General features: G+C 70.5%; 23 protein-coding genes. 11 read left to right on the top strand and 12 right to left on the bottom strand.

From position 1 onward, the window contains the following. Positions 1-180: 180 nt before the first annotated feature. Positions 181-645, bottom strand: coding sequence for a hypothetical protein (locus AB0C96_RS26865; RefSeq protein ID WP_362920620.1), 465 nt, complete (start codon positions 643-645; stop codon positions 181-183). A gap of 129 nt (positions 646-774) precedes the next feature. Here AB0C96_RS26865 and AB0C96_RS26860 point away from each other — a divergent pair, with 129 nt between their 5' ends. After that, positions 775-996, top strand: a complete 222-nt coding sequence (locus AB0C96_RS26860; RefSeq protein WP_362920619.1) for a hypothetical protein — start codon at positions 775-777, stop codon at positions 994-996. 489 nt (positions 997-1,485) lie between these two features. Here AB0C96_RS26860 and AB0C96_RS26855 read toward each other — a convergent pair whose 3' ends face one another. Both AB0C96_RS26855 and AB0C96_RS26850 read right to left on the bottom strand, forming a co-directional pair. After that, the gene (locus AB0C96_RS26855; RefSeq protein ID WP_362920616.1) at positions 1,486-2,172 is read right to left on the bottom strand and encodes a response regulator transcription factor; all 687 of its coding nucleotides are present in this window, start codon (positions 2,170-2,172) and stop codon (positions 1,486-1,488) included. A gap of 5 nt (positions 2,173-2,177) precedes the next feature. After that, positions 2,178-2,789, bottom strand: a complete 612-nt coding sequence (locus AB0C96_RS26850) for a histidine kinase (RefSeq protein ID WP_362920614.1) — start codon at positions 2,787-2,789, stop codon at positions 2,178-2,180. A gap of 110 nt (positions 2,790-2,899) precedes the next feature. Here AB0C96_RS26850 and AB0C96_RS26845 point away from each other — a divergent pair, with 110 nt between their 5' ends. Continuing rightward, positions 2,900-3,499: a hypothetical protein gene (locus AB0C96_RS26845; protein WP_362920612.1), complete on the top strand. Its 600-nt coding sequence runs from the start codon at positions 2,900-2,902 to the stop codon at positions 3,497-3,499. 35 nt (positions 3,500-3,534) lie between these two features. Here AB0C96_RS26845 and AB0C96_RS26840 read toward each other — a convergent pair whose 3' ends face one another. After that, a complete protein-coding gene (locus AB0C96_RS26840; protein ID WP_362920683.1) occupies positions 3,535-3,792 on the bottom strand; it encodes a tyrosine-type recombinase/integrase in 258 nt (85 codons plus the stop codon). 93 nt (positions 3,793-3,885) lie between these two features. Next, on the bottom strand, positions 3,886-4,701 hold the full coding sequence (locus AB0C96_RS26835; RefSeq protein ID WP_362920610.1) for a serine protease: 816 nt from the start codon (positions 4,699-4,701) through the stop codon (positions 3,886-3,888). Between the two features lie 329 nt (positions 4,702-5,030). Here AB0C96_RS26835 and AB0C96_RS26830 point away from each other — a divergent pair, with 329 nt between their 5' ends. The 3 genes from AB0C96_RS26830 to AB0C96_RS26820 are packed head-to-tail and all read left to right on the top strand — an operon-like array spanning position 5,031 to position 8,751. After that, positions 5,031-6,383, top strand: coding sequence for an erythromycin esterase family protein (locus tag AB0C96_RS26830; RefSeq protein WP_362920609.1), 1,353 nt, complete (start codon positions 5,031-5,033; stop codon positions 6,381-6,383). Then, complete coding sequence (locus AB0C96_RS26825; RefSeq protein WP_362920607.1) at positions 6,380-7,099, top strand: hypothetical protein; 720 nt, start codon at positions 6,380-6,382, stop codon at positions 7,097-7,099. The genes AB0C96_RS26830 and AB0C96_RS26825 overlap by 4 nt, the downstream gene beginning before the upstream one ends. Next, positions 7,096-8,751, top strand: a complete 1,656-nt coding sequence (locus tag AB0C96_RS26820) for a YDG/SRA domain-containing protein (RefSeq protein ID WP_362920605.1) — start codon at positions 7,096-7,098, stop codon at positions 8,749-8,751. Before AB0C96_RS26825 ends, AB0C96_RS26820 begins: the two co-directional genes overlap by 4 nt. A gap of 299 nt (positions 8,752-9,050) precedes the next feature. Here the strand turns inward: AB0C96_RS26820 and AB0C96_RS26815 are convergent, their stop codons facing one another. Both AB0C96_RS26815 and AB0C96_RS26810 read right to left on the bottom strand, forming a co-directional pair. After that, a complete protein-coding gene (locus tag AB0C96_RS26815) occupies positions 9,051-10,355 on the bottom strand; it encodes an MFS transporter (protein WP_362920604.1) in 1,305 nt (434 codons plus the stop codon). Further along, on the bottom strand, positions 10,355-11,611 hold the full coding sequence (locus tag AB0C96_RS26810; RefSeq protein ID WP_362920602.1) for an aminotransferase class V-fold PLP-dependent enzyme: 1,257 nt from the start codon (positions 11,609-11,611) through the stop codon (positions 10,355-10,357). Before AB0C96_RS26810 ends, AB0C96_RS26815 begins: the two co-directional genes overlap by 1 nt. Between AB0C96_RS26810 and AB0C96_RS26805 the strand changes: the two genes are divergently transcribed. Next, positions 11,610-13,022 (top strand): PLP-dependent aminotransferase family protein, encoded by a 1,413-nt coding sequence (locus tag AB0C96_RS26805; protein ID WP_362920601.1) that lies wholly within the window; start codon positions 11,610-11,612, stop codon positions 13,020-13,022. The genes AB0C96_RS26810 and AB0C96_RS26805 overlap by 2 nt on opposite strands. A 158-nt stretch (positions 13,023-13,180) precedes the next feature. Here AB0C96_RS26805 and AB0C96_RS26800 read toward each other — a convergent pair whose 3' ends face one another. Further along, complete coding sequence (locus AB0C96_RS26800) at positions 13,181-13,555, bottom strand: VOC family protein (protein WP_362920599.1); 375 nt, start codon at positions 13,553-13,555, stop codon at positions 13,181-13,183. Between the two features lie 450 nt (positions 13,556-14,005). Here AB0C96_RS26800 and recQ point away from each other — a divergent pair, with 450 nt between their 5' ends. After that, positions 14,006-16,114 (top strand): DNA helicase RecQ, encoded by a 2,109-nt coding sequence (gene recQ / locus AB0C96_RS26795; RefSeq protein ID WP_362920597.1) that lies wholly within the window; start codon positions 14,006-14,008, stop codon positions 16,112-16,114. Between the two features lie 46 nt (positions 16,115-16,160). On the opposite strand, the gene AB0C96_RS26790 is transcribed toward recQ, so the two are convergent. Further along, complete coding sequence (locus AB0C96_RS26790) at positions 16,161-17,435, bottom strand: HAMP domain-containing sensor histidine kinase (RefSeq protein WP_362920595.1); 1,275 nt, start codon at positions 17,433-17,435, stop codon at positions 16,161-16,163. Further along, positions 17,432-18,055, bottom strand: coding sequence for a hypothetical protein (locus AB0C96_RS26785; RefSeq protein WP_362920593.1), 624 nt, complete (start codon positions 18,053-18,055; stop codon positions 17,432-17,434). Before AB0C96_RS26785 ends, AB0C96_RS26790 begins: the two co-directional genes overlap by 4 nt. Before the next feature lie 507 nt (positions 18,056-18,562). On the opposite strand from AB0C96_RS26785, the gene AB0C96_RS26780 reads away from it, so the two are divergent. Further along, positions 18,563-18,853 carry a hypothetical protein gene (locus tag AB0C96_RS26780; RefSeq protein WP_362920591.1) on the top strand — a complete coding sequence of 97 codons (291 nt, stop codon included), beginning with the start codon at positions 18,563-18,565 and terminating at the stop codon, positions 18,851-18,853. A 109-nt stretch (positions 18,854-18,962) separates the two neighbouring features. Here AB0C96_RS26780 and AB0C96_RS26775 read toward each other — a convergent pair whose 3' ends face one another. Beyond that, positions 18,963-19,793: an isocitrate lyase/phosphoenolpyruvate mutase family protein gene (locus AB0C96_RS26775; protein ID WP_362920590.1), complete on the bottom strand. Its 831-nt coding sequence runs from the start codon at positions 19,791-19,793 to the stop codon at positions 18,963-18,965. A gap of 63 nt (positions 19,794-19,856) precedes the next feature. Between AB0C96_RS26775 and AB0C96_RS26770 the strand changes: the two genes are divergently transcribed. The 3 genes from AB0C96_RS26770 (at position 19,857) to AB0C96_RS26760 (ending at position 21,754) form a co-directional block, all read left to right on the top strand. Beyond that, positions 19,857-20,576, top strand: coding sequence for a helix-turn-helix domain-containing protein (locus AB0C96_RS26770; protein ID WP_362920588.1), 720 nt, complete (start codon positions 19,857-19,859; stop codon positions 20,574-20,576). A gap of 162 nt (positions 20,577-20,738) precedes the next feature. Then, positions 20,739-21,128 carry an ADP-ribosylation/crystallin J1 gene (locus AB0C96_RS26765; protein ID WP_362920586.1) on the top strand — a complete coding sequence of 130 codons (390 nt, stop codon included), beginning with the start codon at positions 20,739-20,741 and terminating at the stop codon, positions 21,126-21,128. Continuing rightward, complete coding sequence (locus AB0C96_RS26760) at positions 21,125-21,754, top strand: ATP-grasp domain-containing protein (protein WP_362920585.1); 630 nt, start codon at positions 21,125-21,127, stop codon at positions 21,752-21,754. The genes AB0C96_RS26765 and AB0C96_RS26760 overlap by 4 nt, the downstream gene beginning before the upstream one ends. On the opposite strand, the gene AB0C96_RS26755 is transcribed toward AB0C96_RS26760, so the two are convergent. Then, positions 21,711-23,144 (bottom strand): glycosyltransferase family 39 protein, encoded by a 1,434-nt coding sequence (locus AB0C96_RS26755; RefSeq protein WP_362920583.1) that lies wholly within the window; start codon positions 23,142-23,144, stop codon positions 21,711-21,713. The two genes, AB0C96_RS26760 and AB0C96_RS26755, sit on opposite strands and share 44 nt — an antisense overlap. Between the last annotated feature and the right edge of the window lie 31 nt (positions 23,145-23,175).

The following is a 23,175-nucleotide window of genomic DNA, read 5'->3' as shown; positions in this document are numbered from 1 at the left end:
TGTTTCGCCCCGCCCCGTGAACACCTGCCGAGGGGCTCCCAGGCACGCGCGAGCCCGGCTGACGATCAAGGCCGCCTGCCGTGCCACTCGCGCGTCAGGCACGACGGACAACGAGGGTTCGCAAAGGTCACGCCCTTGAGTCCTGCCTGCACTGCAGGCGCCGACTGCGGCCGGACACGCTCAGGAATCGTCGCGCCACCACCAAGTCGGCACCCGTCGCCGTTGGCTCCAGACACGTGCGTGCTGTTCCGCGCCCATCAGAATTTGGTCGGCTGAGACGCTCGCTGCGGCCTGCAAGTATCGAACCCTGCTGCGCACGTCCGCCTCGTGCAGGCCGACGTACTTCTGTGCGTACTCGATGTAAGTGTCCACGTCTTTGGATAAACGACGATGCACAGACTGCTTCGAGACGCCGTAGAAGCTGGCAAGGGCGTCCCACGACACACCCCCTTGCCTGTGTACCGCACAGTTCAGCCGTTCCAAGGCCGCAATCTCACTCCTGATCGAGGGCCAGAGACGGGGACTGTTGGCGGCCCGAGTTGTCGGGTCAGCGAGGTTTCCGACGCTGGAGGCCAGGGACAACGCGGTTGCGGAACGGGCGACAAGCAGGTTTCGCATGCGCTCTTCGAAGGGTGTGGCATTCATAGCAGCACTGTGCCTCAGCGACGTCAGCTTTTTGTTGACTTCGCGGAAGCCGCGTTGGCCCCAGGCTGATGTCACGAAGAAACCCCCTGCTGCAACAGGGGGCCATGATCCATCACGTCTGGAGACAAGATGAACTACCACCACGTTACCCCCGGCGGGTCCGCTCCGCAGGACCGCATGCGCACGGCAGTCGCTCACCTCCTGGATCGGGAGGTGTCAGCGCTGGGACCTGTGTCCGCGACGCTCACCCTGTGCGTCATCGGCAACGCGCAGGAACTTGCACTGGCTACTGTGCGCCTGATCCTCATCGCGATCCTCGTGGCGATCGTCCTTGGAGTTCAGTGCACCTGAGCCCTGGCACCTTGCGTTCGGGCTGAGTGTCTAATGCGCTACAACCACGGCGTACGACGACGAACCACCACGGACGCTCAAGGACAGGAACTCCAGCTCAACGGGCTAATGACCGCAGGTCGGACTGACGGTCAAGTTGCTTCGGGACGAAGAGGTCGTGGGTTCAAATCCCGCAGCGCCGAAGGCTTTCCCTGCGTGAGCGATGCGTGAGCGAACGGTGGAGCACAGGGCATCAGAAGCAGGACCGACGATCACGCCAGGCGGCGCTGACCTGTAAGGACAGCGCCGCCCAGCATGATCCAACACCCCCGATCACGGATTCGATCCCACTCCTAAAGCGGGTGTCGCAGGTTCGAATCCTGCCGGGGGCACAGAGAAACACCAGGTCAGAGGCCCTGTCATCCGAGTGGGTGGCAGGGCCTTTCCAGTCGCAGCACACATGAGGTGCACGCCTCGGGGCTCTGGCCAGGGGCGTCCTTCCTGTGAACGTCACACTCCACGCCGACGGTCGCCTACGAGCCCGGTCTCGTAGGCGACGATGACGAGTTGGGCGCGGTCGCGTGCGTGCAGTTTGGCGAGTAGGCGCCTGATGTGGGTTTTGACCGTGGCCAGGCTCAGGTGGAGGTGTTGCGTGATCTCTGTGTTGGACAGGCCGCGGGCGATCAGGCCCAGCACCTCCAGCTCACGGTTGGTGAGTGCGTCCAGCGAGCGGATCGGCGGTCGTGTCGGCTCTGGGCGACGGGCGAACTCCGCGATCAAGCGGCGGGTCACCGAGGGGGCGAGCAGTGCCTCGCCCGCAGCGACCACGTCGATGGCAGTGAGGACCTCGTTCGGCAGGGTGTCCTTCAGCAGAAAGCCCGCAGCGCCGGCGCGCAAGGCAGCGTAGACGTACTCGTCCAGGTCGAAGGTGGTGAGGATGAGGACGCGGACGCTGGACAGGGCCAGGTCCGAGCAGATCTGCCGAGTCGCCTCCAGCCCGTCCATTGTGGGCATGCGTACGTCCATCAGCACGACGTCCGGCCGTTCGCGGCGGGCCAGTTCCACGGCCTCCGCTCCATCCGCGGCCTCGCCCACAGCGGTCATGCCGGGCGTGGGGTCGACAAGGACACGGAAGCTGCCGCGCACCATCGCCTGGTCGTCGGCGATCAGCACCCGGACACAGGGCTCGTCCGTCATGCTTGTTACCTCCCTTCGGCGGGCAGCCGGACGGACACCGTGAAGCCGCCCTCCTGCCGGGGCCCCGCCTCGAAACTGCCGCCGTACATCATCGCCCGCTCCCGCATCCCCAGGAGCCCATGCTCGCCTGGCAGTTGACGGTTTACCGGTGGGCCCCCGGGCGGTGGTCCCGCATCCTCGATGTCGATACGGATCTCGCGCGTATCCGCCTCGACGGTGATCTGACAGTGAGTCGGGGCGGCGTGCCGGACAACATTCGTGAGGGCCTCCTGGACGATCCGGTAGATGGTCAGCTGTGTCCCCTCGGCCAGGCCCTCCGTACCGTGCACCGTCAGGTCGACCTCCACCCCTGCCCGGTTCGCCTCCGCGGCGAGCGAGCCGAGGCGGTCCAGGTCCGGTACGGGTCCCAAGGGTGCGCCTTCGGTACGCAGCACGCCGAGGGTGCGCCGCATCTCTGCCAGGGCGGAGCGGCTTGTCTCCTCGATGACCTTGAGCGCGGCTTGCGCCTCCTGTGGGGCGGCCTGGGCCACATGCCCGGCGACACCCGCCTTGACGGCGATCAGGCTGAGGTTGTGCGAGACGATGTCGTGCAGCTCGCGGGCGATCCGCAGGCGCAACCCTCTTCCGCCCCAGCTGCGCGAGCAGATGCCGGAGGCCCGGGAAGTCGCCGCCGCACGAGATGTGTTCGGCTGACCAGGAGCTTGTGATGACAGAGGTGATGTCCCCAATGCACCACAAGACGGCCTGGGAGGACCCGGCCACACGCCACGCGTGGCGACGTACCGCGTTGTTCCGGTGCGCGGCCCTGCTGGGCTGGATCCTGGGCTTCTTCGCATGGCTGTTCGCTGTTGTCATGACGCCCGCCTGGCTGCTGGTGCTGTGGTTGCCCGTGCTGCTCGTCGGCATCTGGTACGCCCTGCTCGCGCTGATGGCGGCCGCTGCTCTGCTGGGAATCCGCCGGGTGCTGCGCATTTACCCATGGCAGGTGGACATCGCCGAGGTCAGGTCGAAGAAGAACGGCAGCACGCAGTTCGTCGTCCCGAACCCGGATCGACCGGAGAAGACCGTGGGCCTCGGGTACGGCGGCGTGATCGGGACCGGGCGACACTTCTGGGTGCGCGCGGTGAAGTCCGGCCAGCTCACAGCGGCTTGGTTCGCCGGCGACCCCCGGTATGTGGGCGTCGTGGCGACTCCCGGGCCGCGGAACCTCCTTCGGGTCGCCCAACGGGAGGCCACGGACTCACGCATGTCCCCTCGCAAACGGGGCGTCAGCCCCGAAGCGCGGGCGCTGGCACGCGCCGCCGGAGCGCGGACCGGGGAGGATTGACTCGGCGCACCGGTGCGTCTGGACTCGTGCCGGCATCATCTGGCACGGACTCCGAGCCGGACTTCTCCGCATCGTCGGACTCGGGGGCCCGCTTCCGGAAGGGTGTTCTCAAAGGTGGCGCGCGCACGCGGTACGAGCCGGGCTGCGGCTTCGGCAAAGGCCATGTCCGCCTCCGGCAGCAGACTCGTGTACGTGTCGGCCGTGATGGTGATCGAGGAGTGGCCGAGCATCTTTTGGATGTCCTTCAGGTCGGCGCCGGCCGCATGGGCGTGCGTTGCGGCGCCGTGCCGCAGGTCGTGAAGCCGGATCGGTGGAAGGTCGATCTCCTCGTACGGCTCGACGAACCGCGGGGGGGCTCCCCCGGCACGGTCGGCGGCTGTCGGGGATCAGGCGTGGCGCTTGATGGTCTTTCGGATCCAGTCCGCGTAGGCGGGCACGTTGGTGTAGAGGCCCGGCCCGGCCGAGCACGCGACCCCCGGGGCGCCGGGGCCCGAGGTGGCTCCGATGAGCTCCCACTGCCCGTTCCTGCCCATGTGGAGCTGGGGTCCACCGGAGTCCCCGAAGCAGGCCATGGCCTCGGGTACGCGGCTGATCGTGCACAACCGGGTCCGGTCCGCGTAGCCGGGGGCGCACTCGGCTTCGGCGCCCCTGCGCGTGTTGAGCTCCTGCAACCGGTCCGCGAACTTCAATTCGGTGTCGACGGTGGTGCCGAATCCCAGGATCCGGGTCGGGGTGCCCGGACGCCCGGCCCGCTCGGCGATACGGACGGGCTTCTCGGCGACCGGGCGGTTGAGGCGGACCAGCGCGATGTCATTGATGTTTCTGGTCTTCCCGCCGCCGTTCACATAGCCGGGGTGGACGACGGTCCGCTCGATGGCCCGGACGGTTCCCCCGGACTTCCGCTGCTCGATGCCGATCCGGACGATGCCGTCCAGCTCAAGGCCGTCGCCCCGCACACAATGGGCCGCCGTCAGCACCCACTGCGGATCGATCAGCGACGCCCCGCAGTTACCGTCGTACAGCCCGTACTTCGGGGCCGACTCCGGGATCGTCGCCATGAACGGGTAGCGCTCCGTGGAATCGGTCCCGTTGACGATCGCTCCGGCGCTGCCGGACATCAGGGTGGCGCACGTCGCGACGGCGAGCGCGCCGACGGCACTGGTGCGCGCCGCGCGGCGGCGAACCGACTTCAAGCTGAACATAGGGGGCCCTTCCCTCGTGAGTCCGGATGTGTCCACCGTGCTCGTTCAAGATCCACCGGACCATCCGGGTAGCGGGCCCGAGCGCGGTAGGGGTAGCCCCCATCCCTTTCCAGGGGCCGATCACAACCTGGTGCCGGTCGGCAGTGCCTGGCCGTGCCGCGGCGACGGTCCACCCGGGCCACGGCTCCCGCCCTTGTCCCCTCCCCCGCTGTCCTCGGGACGGGGGTATCCCCCCGGAAGAGTTCGGTGGCTGCCCCCAGCGCGCGGCAAGGGAATCGCGGGCGACGATCCGTCTCACGTTGCAGTAGGCAAGTTGAGGGGTGGAGAGCATGGTCAGGCGTCGGAAGCGGATCAGTCGGCGGGGGCTGCTGGGCACGGCGGCGGTCGCGATGGGAGCGGTCCTCGTTCCTGTGGTGGTCCAGGCGGCCTCGGCCGACACGGCCGGCGGGAAGCAGAACCCGGTCCGCGCACTGGAGCAGGCTGCCCACCCGCTGCGCTCGACCGAGCCCGGGGGGAACACGGCCGACCTGCGAGCCCTGGGCTCGATGATCGGCGACGCCAAGGTGGTCGGCCTCGGCGAGGCCACCCACGGCTCCCACGAGTTCTTCACCATGAAAGAGCGGCTCTTCCGCTACCTCGTCGAGGAGAAGGGCTTCACCACCTTCGCCCTCGAAATGAGCTGGTCCGCCGGGCTCCAGATCGACGACTACCTCCAGACCGGCAAGGGCGACGCCCGCACGTTGGCCAAGCAGGCGCTGGCCAACAGCCCTTGGGACCGTGAGGAGTTCGTGAGCCTCATCGAGTGGATGCGCGCCTACAACAGCCACCACCCCGGCCGCACCGTCCACTTCATGGGCGACGACATCGGCGCCCCCGCGTTGAACGACGAGTTCTTCGGCCGGGTGACCGGCTACGTGCAGCAGCACCACCCGGAGGCGCTGCCGAGGCTCAACGAGCTCTATACCGGCCTGCGGCCGATCGACGACGTCTTCGGCTACCTGGGCAAGCCGATCGCGGAACGGCAGCAGCTCGCCGCCAAGGCGCAGCAGGCGCTGGAACTGGTCGGCAGTCTGAAGGGCTCCGGCGGAGACGCGTTCGACTGGGCCGAGCAGAACGCCCGCTCCATCGCCCAGACCGCCAAGTTCCTCACCATGAACCCCAACGACCCCAAGACGCTGCCCTCCTTCGAGCGCTTCCGCGACGAGGTGATGGCCCAGAACGTCAGCTGGTGGCAGCAGCACACCGGCCGCAAGATCCTGCTGTCGGCGCACAACGACCACGTCGGCTACGTCGCCAGCGACCCCGAGACGTATGCCACGACGCAAGGGGCGTTCCTGCGCGACACGATGGGCACGAACTACCTCCCCATCGGCTTCACCTTCGACCAGGGCTCCTTCCTGTCGAAGGACGCCGCCCTCGGCGGCGGCTGGAAGAGGTTCACCGTGGGCGCCGCCGGGCCCGGCCGGAACGAGTACACCCTCGACCAGGTCCGCTACCGGAACTTCTACCTCGACGTCCGCAACGCCTCGGCCCCCGCGCGCGCCTGGCTGAGCGTCGCCCGGCCCACGCTCAACGTCGGCACGCAGTTCCCCGAGAAGCCGCGCGACGTCGCGATTGCCACGTCCTTCGACGTCCTCGTCCACCTCCACGAAGTCCGGGAGGCCGACAAGCCGAAGCCGTGACGGCCCGGCCCCGACGCGAGCCGCCCGAACCCTTGGGGGTGCCGTCGGCCGGGGCCTGTCCGACACCTGGGCGGATCGGTGGACCGCGACGCGGAAGCACACCGGGGACGAGGGGACGGGCCCGGGGCCGTTCGCTCGACGACCGGGGGCGTCGCCCATCGACGGCCGCCGCATCACGGTACGCCAGCTGCTACAGCACGCCAGCGGACTGCCCAACTGCGCCGACTCCATCAGACGGAATTACCGCTCGCGCACCCTTGGTGACTTTGAGTAATCCGCCTTGGGTTTTTCGTACCGTCCAGGTGGAAGCTGATGCACACTCAATTGGCACCCGGCAAGATAGGCCCGTGGTGAATCGAGACTCTCAACTGCTGCGGATCCGTACTGACAACGGAGCTGACGAACTGCGTTCCCTGCTTGCTTGGTTGCAGGGGGACGATGCACTGCGCGGGCGGGTCCGGCTGGAGCACGCCCCCATTGGCTCAGACGAGATGGGTGGGCTGGTCGATGCACTCACCGTAGCTCTCGGCTCCGGAGGCATCGGGGCAGCGTTGGCGAGCTCGTTGACGACATGGATCTCGCAGCGTCGTTCGGATGTCAAGTTCACGGTAACTACACGCAATGGACAGAGCATTGAAGTCGACGCCAAGCGGGTCGACGCCCAAGCGCTAACGAGAGAAATAGAGCGCATAGTGCGCACGGAGGAAGGAGCGTGACTCGCTACCTCGATCCGGTCCAGTCGCGAGCAGTGCTGATCGGCGCCAGCAACTTCGCTGAGACGGATGGCTTGCCATCCATACCAGCCGTTTCAGACAACCTAGAGGGCCTTCGGGCGGCGCTCACCAGCTCAACGACCGGCTCTCTCACTGCCGAACACTGCACGCTTCTTCGCGATCCCCTAGCGGCTTCTGAGGTCGGCCAAGCCCTCGCGCGTAGCGCGGAAGCTACAGACGTGTTGTTCGTGTACTACAGCGGGCATGGACTGGTCGATGAACGCGGCCGACTCTACCTGTCCTTGTCCTCGACAAGGCCGGATCAGTTGCGGTGGACAGCGCTCCCTTTCGATGCTCTCCGCGAGGAGCTCGCAGCCAGCCCCGCGGCCATTCGTATACTCGTGTTGGACTGCTGCTTCTCAGGTCGTGCGATCGAGGCGATGTCGGACAGTCACGGTGCGATCACCGGGCAAATCGACGTCGCTGGCACCTACACCATGACCTCGACGACGGCGAACGCAACGTCATACGCGCCGGCAGGCGCAAAATACACAGCCTTCACCCATGCCCTGTTAGAGGCACTGCACGGTGAAGAAACGCTCACCTTGGATGAGATCTTCCGAGAGGTGGAGCTGACCCTCATGTCACGTGGGCTTCCTCGACCTCAGCGCCGCGCGATCAATGCCGCAGGAAACCTCATACTTACCAAACGCCGCCCAACCGTCGCGCCTCGCTCCATTGGCGAAGTATCCAACATTCAGCCCGGCCACCGATTCAGCACGCGGCGTCAGGCGCACGATGCGGGGGTGCACCGCCCTCTTCAAGCCGGCATCTGTGGAACCAGGAAGACTGGCGCAGAGTCCATTGTCATCTCCGGCGGCTACAAAGACGACGAGGACAATGGCGACGTCATCATCTATACCGGCCATGGCGGACAAGATCAGGCCGGCAATCAGATCAGCGACCAATCCCTGGACGACTCCGGCAACGCAGCTCTAGTGACCAGTTGCCTCGAAGGACTCCCTGTTCGGGTTATCCGTGGCTGGCAGAGTGGGTCACTCTACGCTCCCAGCAAGGGCTACCGGTACGACGGCCTCTACCGCGTGAGTAGCTACGGCAGCAAGACCAGCCTCGATGGCTTCTTAATATGGCAGTTTCGACTAGAAGCGTGCGAGGGTACTCCGCTACCGAAAATGCAACATCAGGACAAGCTTGGGGATTCAGCGGAGCCCAAAGTTAAGCGCGCGAATGCGCGGACAAAATCAGCGGGCAATAAGTCCGAACAAGCGCCCACTACTGTGCAGCGGATCGTTCGGAGCAGTTCCGTGCATCGCCGGGTACGAGAATGGCATGACAACCACTGCCAGCTCTGCGGCGTGCGTATCGAAGTGCCCGGCGGAAGCTACAGCGAAGGTGCATACATTCGGGCGCTGGAAAGTCCGCACAACGGCCCGGACACCACTGGAAATGCGCTATGCCTCTGCCCGAACTGTCACGTGATGCTGGACGCCGGCGCGATCGTCCTGGGCGACGACCTCAGCGTCATCCGGGCCGGCGAAGAGGTGGGCACGTTGAATACTCACCCTCAGCACGTCATCGACCTGGAGTGTGTGAAGCAGCATCGCAACCGGTGGAGTGACGCAGCGATGCCGTAACCCACACCAACCCACACCCGACATCAACGAGGCGGGCCGCCAGCGCATCTCGATGGGCTCCAGCACACACACGCTCCAGAGGATCACCGCACGGACCGCTTTCCTTGAAGGCGGGCCGCCCTTGGGAGCGGTGAACAGCAGCTCGTCGAGCAGGAACGCGTCGTGCTGCATCCGGCCGAGGCGCCGCCCAGTGGTCGCTCACCGAGCGGCGCCGTGCCACCGGTCCCCCCGGGGGGGCGAAGCCGCAATCACGAAAAGCGCACCACGACGGCCTCGGCGCGTCGGCGTCGCATCGGCGTTCACTGCATCCGTAGCTCCGCCGGTGGCGGCAGGGCTGCCAGTCTGGTGACCGGGGACGCGAGGAGTCCGATCGCCACGGCGGCGGAGCCGATCGCTGCGACGGTCAGGGCGCCTTGGCCGCCGAGCGCGCCGGTCAGGAGACCGGCGGACAGGCCGCCGAGTGCGCCGCCGCCGAACAGCAGCGTCCGGAAAGCCGCGGTCATCCGCCCCATCATCGACGCGGGAGTGCTCGTCTGCCGGAGGCTGACGATGATGACGTTGGCGATGCCCAGACCGAGGTAGGTGAGGAAGAAGGACGCCACGCACATCGCGATCACCAGCCAGCTCGGTCCGGCGGCGGTGGCGAGGAGGCTCGGGCCGAGCAGCAGGGCCGACTGGGCCAGCAGGTAGACGCGTCCGAGGCGGAACCGTTTGATCACCCGTCCGGAGACCAACGCGCCGATCAGGCCGCCCACCGAGGCCGTGGCGAAGATGCCGCCGAGCACCGCCGGGGCGAGGTGGAGGTCGCGGGTGCCGTGGAGCAGGAACATCGTCCATACGGTGATCATGGAGAAGTTGCAGCAGAACCCGACGAGCGCAAGGGCTCGCAGGATCCTGTCCGTCATGACCCAGCGGAGGCCGTCCCGCAGTTCGGACCAGATGTGGCGGCGAGCGCCCTGCTCCGGACGCGGCTCGGGGGTGCGGATGAGCAGCAGGGAGACCACGGAGACCAGGTACGAGAAGGCGTCCACGATCAGTGCCACCGGTGCGGTCAGCGCCGACACCAGGACGCCCGCCAGACCGGGCCCCGCCACATCCGCCGTGGAGGAGCTGACGCCCATCTTCGCGCTCGCCTCGACATAGTGACCGGGGTCGCGGACCAGGGTGGGGACGTACGACATCCAGCTCACGTCGAACAGCACCGACGCAACGCCGACGGCGCACGCGATGACCGTCAGGGTGACCATGCTGAGGGCGTCCGCCCAGTACAGGGCGGGGACCAGCGCCAGCAGGACCATCCGGACCAGGTTCGCCGCGAGCATGACCCTGCGCCTGCGGACCCGGTCCACCCACACCCCGAAGATCAGGGCGAGGCCGAGGTAGGGGGCGAGCTGGAGGAACCGCAGCAGTCCCACCTGCTCGTCGCTCGCCCCGAACGCGCGGATGGCGGTGAGGGGCAGCGCGAGGGTCGTCACCTGGGTGCCGAGCAGCGACACGGTCTCGCCCAGCCAGAACCTGAGGAAGTCGCCGTTGCGCCAGAGGCTCCTGGGCGGTTTCCCGGCAGCCGCCTCCGCGCCGGCCGCCGCCACATCCGCCGACGTCATCAGCGGGTCCACTGCCCGTGCTCGGCGAGTTCGGCGACGGCTGCGGCGACCGTGTCGACCTCGTCCTCGGTGTTGTAGTAGTGCGGTGACAGGCGGAGGCACCACTCGACTTCCTTGTCGCCGAAGTCGTACTGCGCGAACTCCCGGAAACTCAGGGCCGAGTTGATGCCCTGCGCGTCCAGGGCCGTCTTGAACGGCTGCGGCTGCCAGCCCTCGACCTCGAAGGTGACGAGCGCCGCCGGGGCCGGGCCGCCGTCGAGGAGCCTTATGCCGGAGATGTCCGCCAGGCGGTCGCGCAGCCGGGCGGCCAGCGCGGGCGTCCGGCGGGAGATCCGCTCCAGGCCGACCCGAAGGGCGTAGCGCACCGCCGCCGCGCAGCCGAGCAGGGTGGCGTACGGGAACTCCCACTCCTCGAACCGTGCCGCACTGTCCACCGGCCGGTACGTCTCGGGCCCGACCCAGCGGGCGCCGTACATGTCGATGAACAGGGGCTCGTAGCCCTCCCGCAGCACGCGGTCGGAGACGTAGAGGAAGCCCGAACCGCGCGGGCCGCGCAGGAACTTGCGGCAGGTCGCGGTGAGCAGGTCGCAGCCGATCTCGTCCACGTCGATCGGGTACTGCCCCACCGACTGGCAGGCGTCCACGAGGTAGAGCAGGCCCGACTCCCGGCAGTGGCGGCCGATCTCGGCCACCGGCTGTACGAGGCCGGAGTTGGTCGGCACATGCGTCGCGGCGACGAGGCGGGGACGGCGGGAGCGCATGAGCGCCGCCATGGCGTCGACGTCGACGCCGCTGCCGTCGGGGTGGTCGGGGGCGTGGACGATCTCGACGCCGAACCGTTTGCGCAGGGCGAGGAAGGCGATCTGGTTGGAGATGAAGTCGTTGCGCGTGGTGAGGATGGTGTCGCCGGCCCGGAAGTCGATCGCCGACAGGGCCTTGGTGTACGCATGGGTCGCGCTGCCGGCGAAGGCGATGTTGCCGGGGCCGGTGCCCAGGAGGTCGGCGATCGACGCATAGAAGTCGCGGACCTGGACTTCCTGTGCGGCGGAGGCCTCGTATCCGCCGATTTCCGCCTCCAGTTGGAGGTGGTCGGTCATCGCCGCGAGGACCGGGCGGGCCACCAGACCGCAGCCCGCGTTGTTGAAGTGGACGACCGACTCGCAGCCCGGGGTGTCGGCGCGCAGCGCCGCGATCTCCGCCGCCGTGTCGAGGAGCGATTCTCCAGCGGAGAGGAAAGCGTTACTCTGTTGTCTCATGTATGAGAGTAGCAGTACTGAGGCGCTGGTAGGGATACTCCGTACGGAGATCGGTCGTCTCGCGCCCGGCGACCGACTGCCCAGCAGCCGGGAGTTGACGGCACGTCACGGAGTCAGCCCGGTGACGGTGTCGAGGGCGTTCGCCCAACTGGCCGCCGAGGGCGAGGTGGTCACCCGCCCGGGCAGCGGCACCTACGTCGCCCCGCGCCGCGCTCGCTCGGCCACCGATGCGCCGGACACCTCCTGGCAGGCGGTGGCACTCGCCGGACGTGACGTCGATCCGGCCGCCGCGGACGGCCTTTCGGATGCGCCGCCCCCGGGCGCGATCGCCATGGCGGGCGGCTATTTGCACCCGTCCCTCCGCCCGGAACGGGCGTTGAGCGCGGCGCTGGCCCGCGCGGCCCGCCGCCCCGGCGCCTGGGACCGGGCACCCGCCGCGGGCCTGGCGCCGCTGCGCGCGATCTTCGCCCAAGCGGCGGGAAGCGCCGTCGGCCCGGAGGACGTGCTGGTCACCGGCGGCGGCCAGGGCGCACTGTCGATGCTGTTCCGGGCGCTGGCCGCGCCGGGCAGCCCGGTGCTGGTGGAGTCGCCGACGTACCCGGGCGCGCTGGCCGCCGCCCGCGCGGCGGGGCTGCGCCCGGTGGCCGTACCGATGGACGGCGACGGCATCCGCCCCGACCTGCTGGCCGACGCCTTCGCCGTGACCGGGGCCCGGCTGCTGTACTGCCAGCCCACCTTCCACAATCCGACCGGCACCGTGCTCGCGCCGGCGCGACGCCGCCAGGTCGTGGACGTGGCCCGCGCCGCCGGGGCGTTCCTCGTCGAGGACGACTTCGCCCGCCACCTCGGCCACGGCGGCCCGGTGCCTCTCCCTCTCGTCGCGGACGACCGCGACGGCACGGTGGTCCAGCTGACCTCGCTGACCAAGCCGGCCTCGCCGAGCCTGCGCATCGGGGCGGTGATCGCCCGTGGACCGGTGATGCGGAGACTTCAGGGGATGCGCCGGGTGGACGACTTCTTCGTCGCCAGGCCGCTACAGGAGGCGGCCGTTGAGTTGGTGAGCACCCCCGCGTGGGACCGGCATCTGCGCGCCCTTTCCACGCACCTGAGGGAGCGCTGTGCGGTACTGGCCGGGACCATGGCGCGCGAACTGCCCGACTGGGCGCCGACCCGGATCCCGGAGGGTGGCCTGCATCTGTGGGTCCAGCTCCCGCCCGGCCTGGAGGACTCCGCCGTCGCGGACGCGGCACGGGCCCATGGTGTGGCGGTCAACGCGGGCGCCCGGTACTTCCCGGCCGAGCAACCGGGCGCCTTCCTGAGGCTCGGTTTCGCGGCCTCGGAGGACCCTGCCGACCTCGCAGAGGGCGTCCGCCTCCTCGGTGAGGCGGCACGAGGGTGCGCTACGACATGAAGGCGCGGGCACACCCCGCGTCCACCCGGCGGAGCCGCGCCGCCCTCGCCTGCCGTTCCTCCGCCGTTCCGGCGCCACCGGTGCCTCGCACGGAGGCGGGCCCTGGTCGGGCACCGTGATGCGGGCCCGACCAGGTGCTCCCCCGGTTACAGATGCGGTTACAGATAGGGGCGGGTGATCAGCTCGATCGCGTGACCGGCGGGGTCTTTGAAGTACACGCCTCGGCCGCCGTGCTCGTTGTTGATCTCGCCTGGGCGGCGCATCTGCGGATCGGCCCAGTGCTCGATGTCGCGATCGCACAGCCGCTGATACGCGCGATCGAACAGCTCGTCGTCGAGCAGGAACGCGTAGTGCTGCATCTGGATCTCCACCGGCGGCTCGGCGAACTGCAGTAGCACGCCGTCGGTGAGCTGGATGTTGGTGAACGGGCCCCAGGACGGTGCTTCTGGGAGTTCCAACAGCTCCCGGAAGAACCGAGCCGACTCGTTGCGGTCCTTGGAAGCGATGATGGTGTGGTTGAACGTGGCTGTCATTCGACTGACCTCATGGGTGTTCGACACGGAAAACGGACTCGCGGTGCGCGAGTGCCGGGAGGTCCGCGTGCCGAACTGAGTCCACGTGTCGAACTGAGCCCGCGTGCCGAACTGAGTCCACGTGCCGAGCTGAGGGGGTGCGTTCTTCGCACCCGTCGTGCGATCAGCCCACCACCGGGTGGCCAATCCGTGTGTGGCTTAGCGCCGGTCCGGTGTTCACGTCGGGTGACCCTACGCGATCAAGCTGACTGCCACAACAGGAAAACGATCAGCTGCGAGTGGCTCGCCAGACGGCCTTGGCCGGGTGGTCGGTCCATGATCGGACCGGCGCTCCCCCTCGCCGCTCGGTGACCAGTGGCCGGGCTTTCGGCGAGTGAGCGCCTTTGGCGGGTGGAGTGGAGTTATCCACAGGGGCCGCGGTGAGGGGCGGGGAGCTCGTAGGCTTCTGGAATGGCTCTGGCGGACGTGGAAGTGGTCGTGGACATGGATGTGGAAGACGCTTCGGGGACGAGCGAGGCGGTGCAGGTGCTGCGCCGGGTGTTCGGGTACGAGGCGTTCCGCGGCAGTCAGCAGGAGATCATCGAGCACGTCATAGGGGGCGGGGACGCGGTCGTCCTGATGCCGACCGGTGGCGGCAAGTCGCTGTGCTATCAGGTTCCCTCGCTGGTCAGGCCCGGTGTGGGGGTGGTGATCTCGCCGCTGATCGCGTTGATGCAGGACCAGGTGGACGCGCTGCGGGCGCTGGGCGTGCGGGCCGGGTTCCTCAATTCGACGCAGGATCTGGAGGAGCGGCGGCTGGTCGAGGCCGAGTTCCTGGCCGGGGAGCTGGATCTGCTGTATCTGGCGCCGGAGCGGCTGCGGGTGGAGCAGACGCTGAGCCTGCTGGACCGGGGGAAGATCGCGCTCTTCGCGATCGACGAGGCGCACTGTGTCGCGCAGTGGGGGCACGACTTCCGGCCCGACTACCTGGCGCTGTCGATGCTGCACGAGCGCTGGCCCGAGGTGCCGCGGATCGCGCTGACCGCCACCGCGACCGAGGCCACCCACACCGAGATCACCTCCCGGCTGCGGATGGCGGACGCCCGGCACTTCGTGGCGAGCTTCGACCGGCCGAACATCCAGTACCGGATCGCGGCGAAGAACGACCCCAAGCGCCAGCTGCTGGAGCTGCTGCGCGCGGAGCATGCGGGGGACGCGGGGATCGTCTACTGCCTGTCGCGGGCCTCGGTGGAGAAGACCGCGCAGTTCCTCGTGGACAACGGGATTCCGGCGGTGCCGTACCACGCCGGGCTCGACAGCCGTACGCGTGCGGAGAACCAGGCGCGGTTCCTGCGGGAGGACGGGCTGGTCGTGGTCGCCACGATCGCGTTCGGGATGGGGATCGACAAGCCGGACGTGCGGTTCGTGGCGCATCTGGATCTGCCGAAGTCCGTGGAGGGCTACTACCAGGAGACCGGCCGCGCCGGGCGGGACGGACAGCCGTCGACGGCCTGGCTGGCATACGGGCTCCAGGACGTGGTCCAGCAGCGGAAGATGATCGACGGGTCGGAGGGGGACGACGCGCACCGGCGGCGACTGGCGGCCCACCTCGACGCGATGCTGACGCTGTGCGAGACGGTGGAGTGCCGGCGGATCCGGCTGCTGGCGTACTTCGGCCAGGAGAGCGGCGCGTGCGGCAACTGCGACACGTGTCTGAGCCCGCCGCAGACCTGGGACGGCACGGTCGCCGCGCAGAAGCTGCTGTCGACGGTCGTACGGCTACAGCGCGAGCGCGGGCAGAAGTTCGGGGCGGGGCAGATCATCGACATCCTGCTGGGGAAGAAGACCGCGAAGGTCATCCAGTTCGATCATGACGGGCTGAGCGTCTTCGGCATCGGCAACGACCTTCGGGAGGCCGAATGGCGGGGTGTCGTACGGCAGTTGCTGGCGCAGGGGCTGCTCGCCGTCGAGGGGGACTACGGCACGCTGGTCCTGACCGGGACCAGCGGCGAGGTGCTGCGCGGTACGCGCCAGGTGCCGATGCGGCGGGAGCCGGAGAAGGCGGCCCGGGCGGCCAAGGCACCGGCGAAGGGCAAGCGTGCGCCGGTTGATCTGCCCGAGGAGGCGCTGCCGGTCTTCGAGGCGCTGCGCGGCTGGCGGGGCCGTACGGCCAAGGAGCAGGGCGTGCCCGCCTATGTGATCTTCCACGATGCGACGCTGCGGGAGATCGCCACGCTGCGGCCCACGACGACGACCGAGCTGGGCACGATCAGCGGCGTCGGTGAGAACAAGCTCGCGAAGTACGGGCAGCAGATTCTGGACGTGCTGACAGGGAAGGCGGACGAGCCCGAGCCCGAGCCCGGGGCCGCGGCAGGGGCAGGGGCAGGGGGAGCGACCGGGGCCGGGGGTGCGGCGGCCGGTTCCGGGGTGTCCGCGGCCGGTTCCGGGTTGTCCGCGGGCGGTTCCGCGGTGTCCGCGGGTGGCCGTGCCGAGCCGGGACCGGGGCCGGTGCCGGGTCCCGTAGCGGGACCGGAGGAGGAAGAAGAACTGCCGGAGCCGCCGGATGACATCGACTGGTGAGGGGCGGGGGCAGTTGAACGGCGGTAGGCGGCTAAGAGCGAGGAGATCACGGGGCGGCGGAGGCGCCGGACGGCAGGTGCAGGGTGGCTCGGGCGCCGCCGTCGGGGGCGTTGGCGAAGCGTAGGTCGATGCCGAGGACGGTAGCCTGGCCGACGGCGATGGTCAGGCCCAGGCCGTGCCCCTTGCCGCGGCCGGGGGCGTCGGTGCGGAAGCGCTGGGGTCCGTGGCGCAGCAGATCGGCGGGGTAGCCGGGGCCGTGGTCGCGTACCTCGATGGTCGGTGGTCCGTCGGGCGGGGCGTCGACGGTGACGACGACCGGGGGCCGGCCGTGCCGGTGCGCGTTGAGGACGAGGTTGGCCACGATGCGGTCGAGTCGACGCCGGTCGGTCTCGACGACCGTGTCGGAGACGATCCGCACCTCGGTGTCCAGGCCGGTGGCGCGTACCGAGCGTTCGACCAGCGGGCCCAGTTCGTAGGCGTCGAAGTCGCCGCGCTCGGTGCCGGAGTCCAGCCGGGAGATCTCCAGCAGGTCTTCGGTGAGCCGGTGCAGCGCCCGCAGCCGGTCGTTGATCATCTCCTTGGGGCGGCCCTCCGGGAGCAGCTCGGCCGAGGCGAGGATGCCGGTGAGGGGCGTACGGAGCTCATGGGCGACATCGGCGGTGAAGCGTTGCTCGGCCTGGAGGCGGCTCTGGAGGGAGCCGGCCACCGAGTCCAGGGCCGCGGCCACCGCCGCCACCTCGTCCTGGCCCGCCGGACCGCGCCCCGGTGCCCGGCCTTCCTCGTCGCCGACCCGGGCGTCCAGGTCGCCGGCGGTGATCCGGCGGGCGACCGCCGCCGTGGTGCCCAGCCGGCGGCTGATGCGGTGGGCGAGGAACAGCCCGGCGAGGCCGACGGCCGCGGCGGCGAGCACGGCCGAGCCCAGGATGGCGGTGTCGAGCTTCTCCAGGGAGCGGCGGGTGCTGCCGTACGAGTGCCAGACCGCCATCACCTGGTCGTCGGCGGGCGCCGCCGCCCACATGACGGGGCGGCCCCGATAGCTGCCGACCATCGTGCCGCGCCCACCTGAGCGCACCAACTCCCTTAGCTCATCGGGGAGTTCGGGCGGGTCGAGTCGGGAGTGGACGCTCTCGTCGGAGGTGCCGTACTCGAAGAGGGCCAGCGCGGTGTCGAGGTTCTCACGGGTCTCCTTGCGGATCTGACCGACGGTCTGGCGGGCCACCGCGTTGTGCACGAGGACGCCGAGGACGGCGGCGACCGCGCAGCTCACCGCCATCACGGTCAGCGCGATCTTCCAGCGGAGGGAGACCGCCGGGCGTCTCATGGGGGGCCGCCGTCTTCGTCCGGCCGGTTCCGGTGTTTGCGGGGCTCGTCGAGCGTGAGGTCCCACAGGTCCATCGAGTCACCGTCCCAGACGTAGTCGGTGACGCTGACGTAGCGCGGGTCCTTGGTGGGCTCCCGGATGGAGAGGTGCCCGGCCGCCAGCTCGACCCCGGCCAGCACCCCGCGCAGCGCCAGCACCCGAGTCACGACCTTGTGCTGGACGCTGTAGACGCGCAGCTCGCTGTTGCGGGCGTCGAGGTCGATGACGGTGATCAGGTCCGGCTTGCCGTCGCCCGTGAGGTCGTGCAGTTCGGGGCGGCGTACGGCCCTCGGCTCGGGCGGGTGCTGCCCCTGCGCGGCGATGTCCGCGTCGAGGACGGCGAGCGGGTCCACGTCGGCCATGGAGCCGCTGGGGACGTGCGGCACGTGCGGTACCGGCTTGCGGGCGGCCGGGTTGTCGTCCCGACCGAGCGGGGCGGGCGAGTACCCCGGCCACAGCGCGAGGGGCGCCTTGACGTCCCGGGCGCGCCCGTCGCTCTCCAGACCTTCCAGGCCGGCGCATCCGGCGAGGAGCGGCAGCAGGAGCGGACAGAGCAGGGGCAGGGCGAGGAGCCTTCGCACCGCGTCGCCACCGCCTCTCCGTCGCCGATTCCACCAAGCTATCCAAGCCTGCGACGGACGGAATCTTCAGCTCGGCCATTCCGACGGCACCGGGGCGGCCATTCCGACGCACCGGGGCGGCCATTCCGACGGCACCCCGGCGGCCATTCCGACGGCACCCCGGCGGCCAGGGCGACGGCACCGGGTGCGGCCAGGGCGACAGGGCGCCCGCGCGGACCGGATCGTGACGCCCGGGCGGGCCGAACCGATGACGCCCGGGCGAGCCGGACCGTGACGCCCCGGCGAGGTGCCGCGTCCCGGCGAGCGTGCCGCGTCCCGGGCCATGCGGCGCCTTGGCGCCTTTTGCCGCCTTTGCGGGGGCCGCACCCGACGCTTCGTCACAGGACCGATCCCAGAGATCTTGCTGGCTGTTACACAACGTACGGGTTGCCGTTAAGGACGCTCCGTAACGTGGTGCGCCGTTCCGTGCCCCCTGGCGGCCCACGCCGCCCCCGACGAGGAGTACCCATGCGGGCCCAGCGCCGCCACATGATCCGTACCGCCACCGTCGCGACCGGCGCGCTGGCCGTCGTCCTGCTTCCCGCAGGTGCCGCCTCCGCCGCCGATTCCACCGCGCCCTCGGAGAGCCGGACGTCGATCGTGCTGCCGGACAACGGGCTGGCCGGACTGGCCGAGAAGGCCGGCCACCTGCCCAAGGCCGGACTGATCGGCGGTGCGGGAGCGCTGGGCGTGGTGGCCACGACCGTCGCCGTGCACCGCCGGCGCCACGGCAGCCACGGCCGCGGTCACCAGGCCTGAACCGGGCAGTCAGCAGGCCTGAGCGGAGCGGCCAGCAGGCCTGAACCGGGCGGTCACCAGGCCTGGGCGGAGCGGCCAGCAGGCCTGAGCCACCGCCCGCCGCACGGCCTCACTCCCCCACCATCCGCTGCACGTCCTCGTACCCCAGCACCCCGCCACCCGTCCCCGTGACGTCCGGCAGCTGCCGGTCAGCGCGGATGGCGTCCGCCGCCCCGAGAGTGGCCTGAAGGGCCGTACGGAAGAGCAGCGAGCCGGTGCTGATACGGCGCACACCGAGCTCCGCCAGTCGGCTGACGGTGTGCCTCCCGGGGGCGAAGAGGATGTTCAGTGGAGCCGGGATCTCGGCGACCAGGACCGCCACGTCCTCGTCGGCGACGACGCCCGGTACGAAGACGCCGTCCGCGCCCGCGGCCAGGTAGCTCTCGGCGCGCGAGAGCGTCACCGAGAGCGGCGGCGGGGCGTCCACCAGCCAGTGGGTGTCGATCCGGGCGTTCAGGAACAGCCCCGGCGCCCGCCCCTTCGCAGCGCTGATCAATTCCGCCTGGCGGACCGGATCCTGCAACCCCGCACCGCCGGGCAGCCCGTCCTCCAGATTGAGACCGGCCGCCCCGGCCTCCGCCAACTCCCCGGCAAGTTCCGCGACTTGGGAGGGATCCCCGCCGAAGCCGCCCTCGATGTCGACGGTGTACGGACACTCCAGCCGGCCGTTGAGCCGCAGCGCCAGGGCCAGCGTCGCATCGCGGGCCTCGGCGAGGCCGCGCCCGTCCGGGTACCCATGGGCCGCGGCGACGCCCAGGCTCGTCGTACCGACCGCGGCGTACCCGGCGCCGGCGAGCGCGACGGCCGAGGCGACGTCCCAGGCGTTGGGCAGCAGCAGCGGCTGGTCGGCGTGGTGCAGCGCGTGGAAGTGGAAGGTGGCGTACTCCGGGGAGGTACTCATACGGGCACCGTAGGCACGTCTCCCTTCGGTTGGCGCCGAAGACTCGCGGCGGACAATGGCGTGATGACCACTCCGGCGTACAGCTCCGAACTCGCACGGCTGGCCGCACTGCTCGCGGACCGCACCCGCGCCACCTTCTGTCTGGCGCTGCTCGACGGCCGGGCCTGGACGCTCGGCGAGCTGGCGGCATATGCGCAGGTCGCGCCGTCGACGGCGAGCGAACACCTGACCCGGCTGACCGAAGGCGGACTGCTCGCCGAACACCGCCAGGGCCGTCACCGTTACGTCCGGCTGGCCGGCCCTCGCGTCGCCGAGCTGCTGGAGACCCTCACCGCGCAGCTCGATCCGCCGACCGAGGCCCCGCACGGCCTGCGCGCGGTGCACTCCTCGGCGGCGCTGGCCCGTGGCCGCACCTGTTACGACCACCTGGCCGGCCGGCTCGGCGTGACCATCACCGACGCCATGACCGGATGCGGGCTGCTCGACCAGGACGGCGGTTTCGCGCTGACCGACGCCGGCCGCGACTGGCTCACCGGCCGGCTGGACATCGAACCGGCCGCGCTGCGCACCGGCCGCCGCCCGCAGGCCCGCGGCTGCCTCGACTGGACCGAGCGCCGCCCCCACCTCGCGGGCACCGCCGGCGCCCGCCTGTGCGAACGGCTGCTGGACCGCCGCTGGATCCGCCGGATCGGGAGCGGCCGGGCGGTACGCCTCACGCGTGACGGGGCGACCGCGCTGCACGACCTGCTGGGGATCGACGGGGCGACGGCGGACCTGCTGTGAGGGCGGGGCAGCGGGCGGACGGGCAGCCCGGGACGGACGGCTGGTCCGCTGCCGGAGTACTGGCCCGGCCCGGCCGGGACGACTGGCCCGGCACGGCCGACCCGGCTGGGGACGGCCGCAATCCCGTGGCCCCGCGCGCCCCGGCCCCCGTACCGTACGCACATGATCGACACGACGCGCCCGGACCGCGCCGCCCCGGCCACCCGCACGCTCTGGCGCCCCACCGGCCCCGAGGAGCTCGCGCTGGTCGAGGCCTCCGGCTGGCGCGCCTGGCCGCCGCGGCTGCCCGACCAGCCGATCTTCTACCCCGTACTCAACGAGGACTACGCAGTACGCATCGCCCGCGACTGGAACGTACCGGCCTCCGGCGTCGGCCACGTCACCCGCTTCGAGGTCGAGGCGGACTTCGTCGCGCGCTACCCGGTGCAGCAGGCGGGCGGCCGGACGATCCTCGAACTCTGGGTCCCCGCCGAGGACTTGCCGGAGTTCAACCGGCACATCGTCGGCCGCATCGAGCTGGTCCACACCTTCCGCCCGCCGCAGTCGCCGTGACACCGGACCGGGCCCCAGGCCGCGCCGCCCGCCCCGTCCTGCTCACCTCGGCGCAGCGCACCGGCACCGCCGTGCTGCTGGCCGGGACGGCGACCCGGCGCGGCCTGGAGACCGCGGTGCTGACCGGCCCGGACACGCTGCGCGCGCTGGCCGGCCGGACGGTGCACTGGTACGGCGGACCACGCACCGCCGACCGTGTGTCCGGCGCCCTGGGGCTGGGGCTGCTGGAGCCGCCCGACGACTGGCTCGCCCGCCTGCCCCGGCAGCTCACCCTCCGCGACGTCGCACTGCTGACGCACGCGGAGGCGGTGCGGCTCCCGGGCCCGTTCTTCGCCAAGCCCCCAAGCGACAAGTCCTTCCCGCCCGGAGTGCGTACGGAGGGCGCCCGGCTGCCGCCGGCCGCCGCGAACACCCCGGTCCTGGTCTCGGAGGTGGTCTCGTTCGTCGCCGAGTACCGGCTCTTCCTCCTCGACGGCGCGCTGGCCACCGCCACCCGGTACGCCGTCCACGGACGGCTGGACCCCGCCCCGCTCGCCGACGACGACCGCGCGCCGCAGGTCCGCGCCTCCGCCGCCCGGCCACCTAGCCGCCCGCGCCGCACCCGCCCCGCCGCCCGTACACCGTGATCCGGGCGCCGCGCACCTCCCGGCTGCCGCAGACCTCGAACGCGTCCCGCAGCGTGGCGCGTTTGGCGATCTCCTGGTCGTTGTCGTCGGCGGGCTGGCCGGCGGGGTCACCGGCCACGATGATGCGGCGGGCGGCCAGCATGCGGTCGCGGATGGCGTCGCCGGAGAGCTCGGTGCCGTAGAGGGTGTGCGAGGCCAGGGGGCTCTCGGCCAGGGCGAGGTCGTTCAGGCCGCGGAAGTCGTGCGGCCGGGTCGCCATCCAGATCCGGCGCCGGGACGGCATGAAGAGCAGGCCGTCGCCCGGCTCGGCGACCTCCCGGACGGCCTGGGCGACCGCGGTGACGTCGTCGACCCGGCTGTCCGGGCTGCGCAGATGGACGTTGACGGGGAGCAGCGCGGCCAGCGCCGCCGCCAGGGCCAGGGTCCGGCGCAGCCGTCGGGCCCGGGTCTGGCCGTGCTCGCCGGCCGGACGGAGCAGCCGGGCCAGGGCCGCGCCCGCGAGCAGCGCGAACCCGACGACGTAGTACAGGACGTAGCGGTCGACGTAGGCCGGCTCGACGTGGGAGAGCAGGAGCAGCAGCAGGGTGGGGAGCAGCAGCAGCGGGACGGCCAGGGCGCGCAGGCCGATCGGGCCGCGGGAGCGCACCCGGACGCGGGCGCAGGCGATGCCGAGGACCGCGAGCACGGCGAAGGTCAGCAGCTGGATCGGGTCCGGCCACATCAGCCAGCTGATCTGCGCGGACTGCCGGGTGCTGTAGACCGCGAGCGGGGCCAGCCCGGCGAGCACGGCGACCGCGCACAGCGCCCAGGCGCGCCGCACGGGGCGGGGCAGCCGGGCGAGGATCACCGCGGCGCCGTGCGCGGGCAGCGCCAGACATGCGAACTCGTGCAGCAGGCAGGCGCACAGCATCAGCACCGCATACCCCAGCCACAGCTTCCGGCGGGGGCGGGCGGCGGTCAGCACCAACAGGTAGCTGGCCCAGACGACCAGGGCGCAGACGAGCGCGTAGGAGCGTCCCTCCTGCGCGTACTGCTGCACGACCGGAATCAGCGCGAAGGTGAGGCCGGCGAGCAGGCCGGCCCGCCGGCCGACCAGCCGCCCGCCCAGCAGGGCGACGCCCGCCGCGGCGGCGGTCATCGCCGCCACGGACGGCAGCCGAAGGCCGATCACCTGGCCCAGGACGCCGTCGAGGGTGGCGTCGTAGAAGCGGAACCAGACGTGCATCAGCGCGTAGTACAGGCCGTGGACGACATCGACGTGCTGGAGCGTGGACCACAGGTCGGCCAGGCTGCGGTGCGCCATGTCGTAGGTGACCGCCTCGTCCCGCCAGACGGCGTCCTGCCGGCGGACCCCCCACGCCCCCAGGAGCAGCATCAGCCCGGAGGGCATCAGCACCACCGCGCCCTGTGCCGCCCGGGTA

Source organism: Streptomyces sp. NPDC048506 (assembly GCF_040651315.1).
Lineage (GTDB): Bacteria > Actinomycetota > Actinomycetes > Streptomycetales > Streptomycetaceae > Streptomyces.
This window is presented reverse-complemented; position numbering and strand designations above follow the sequence as displayed.

Bases quoted from the DNA above. Each gene is read 5' to 3' on its own strand.
- AB0C96_RS26865 (WP_362920620.1), bottom strand. From the start codon at position 645: ATGAATGCCACACCCTTCGAAGAGCGCATGCGAAACCTGCTTGTCGCC.
- AB0C96_RS26860 (WP_362920619.1), top strand. From the start codon at position 775: ATGAACTACCACCACGTTACCCCCGGCGGGTCCGCTCCGCAGGACCGC.
- AB0C96_RS26855 (WP_362920616.1), bottom strand. From the start codon at position 2,172: ATGACGGACGAGCCCTGTGTCCGGGTGCTGATCGCCGACGACCAGGCG.
- AB0C96_RS26845 (WP_362920612.1), top strand. From the start codon at position 2,900: ATGCACCACAAGACGGCCTGGGAGGACCCGGCCACACGCCACGCGTGG.
- AB0C96_RS26835 (WP_362920610.1), bottom strand. From the start codon at position 4,701: ATGTTCAGCTTGAAGTCGGTTCGCCGCCGCGCGGCGCGCACCAGTGCC.
- AB0C96_RS26830 (WP_362920609.1), top strand. From the start codon at position 5,031: ATGGTCAGGCGTCGGAAGCGGATCAGTCGGCGGGGGCTGCTGGGCACG.
- AB0C96_RS26815 (WP_362920604.1), bottom strand. From the start codon at position 10,355: ATGACGTCGGCGGATGTGGCGGCGGCCGGCGCGGAGGCGGCTGCCGGG.
- AB0C96_RS26805 (WP_362920601.1), top strand. From the start codon at position 11,610: ATGTATGAGAGTAGCAGTACTGAGGCGCTGGTAGGGATACTCCGTACG.
- AB0C96_RS26810 (WP_362920602.1), bottom strand. From the start codon at position 11,611: ATGAGACAACAGAGTAACGCTTTCCTCTCCGCTGGAGAATCGCTCCTC.
- AB0C96_RS26800 (WP_362920599.1), bottom strand. From the start codon at position 13,555: ATGACAGCCACGTTCAACCACACCATCATCGCTTCCAAGGACCGCAAC.
- recQ (WP_362920597.1), top strand. From the start codon at position 14,006: ATGGCTCTGGCGGACGTGGAAGTGGTCGTGGACATGGATGTGGAAGAC.
- AB0C96_RS26790 (WP_362920595.1), bottom strand. From the start codon at position 17,435: ATGAGACGCCCGGCGGTCTCCCTCCGCTGGAAGATCGCGCTGACCGTG.
- AB0C96_RS26780 (WP_362920591.1), top strand. From the start codon at position 18,563: ATGCGGGCCCAGCGCCGCCACATGATCCGTACCGCCACCGTCGCGACC.
- AB0C96_RS26775 (WP_362920590.1), bottom strand. From the start codon at position 19,793: ATGAGTACCTCCCCGGAGTACGCCACCTTCCACTTCCACGCGCTGCAC.
- AB0C96_RS26770 (WP_362920588.1), top strand. From the start codon at position 19,857: ATGACCACTCCGGCGTACAGCTCCGAACTCGCACGGCTGGCCGCACTG.
- AB0C96_RS26765 (WP_362920586.1), top strand. From the start codon at position 20,739: ATGATCGACACGACGCGCCCGGACCGCGCCGCCCCGGCCACCCGCACG.
- AB0C96_RS26755 (WP_362920583.1), bottom strand. From the start codon at position 23,144: ATGCCCTCCGGGCTGATGCTGCTCCTGGGGGCGTGGGGGGTCCGCCGG.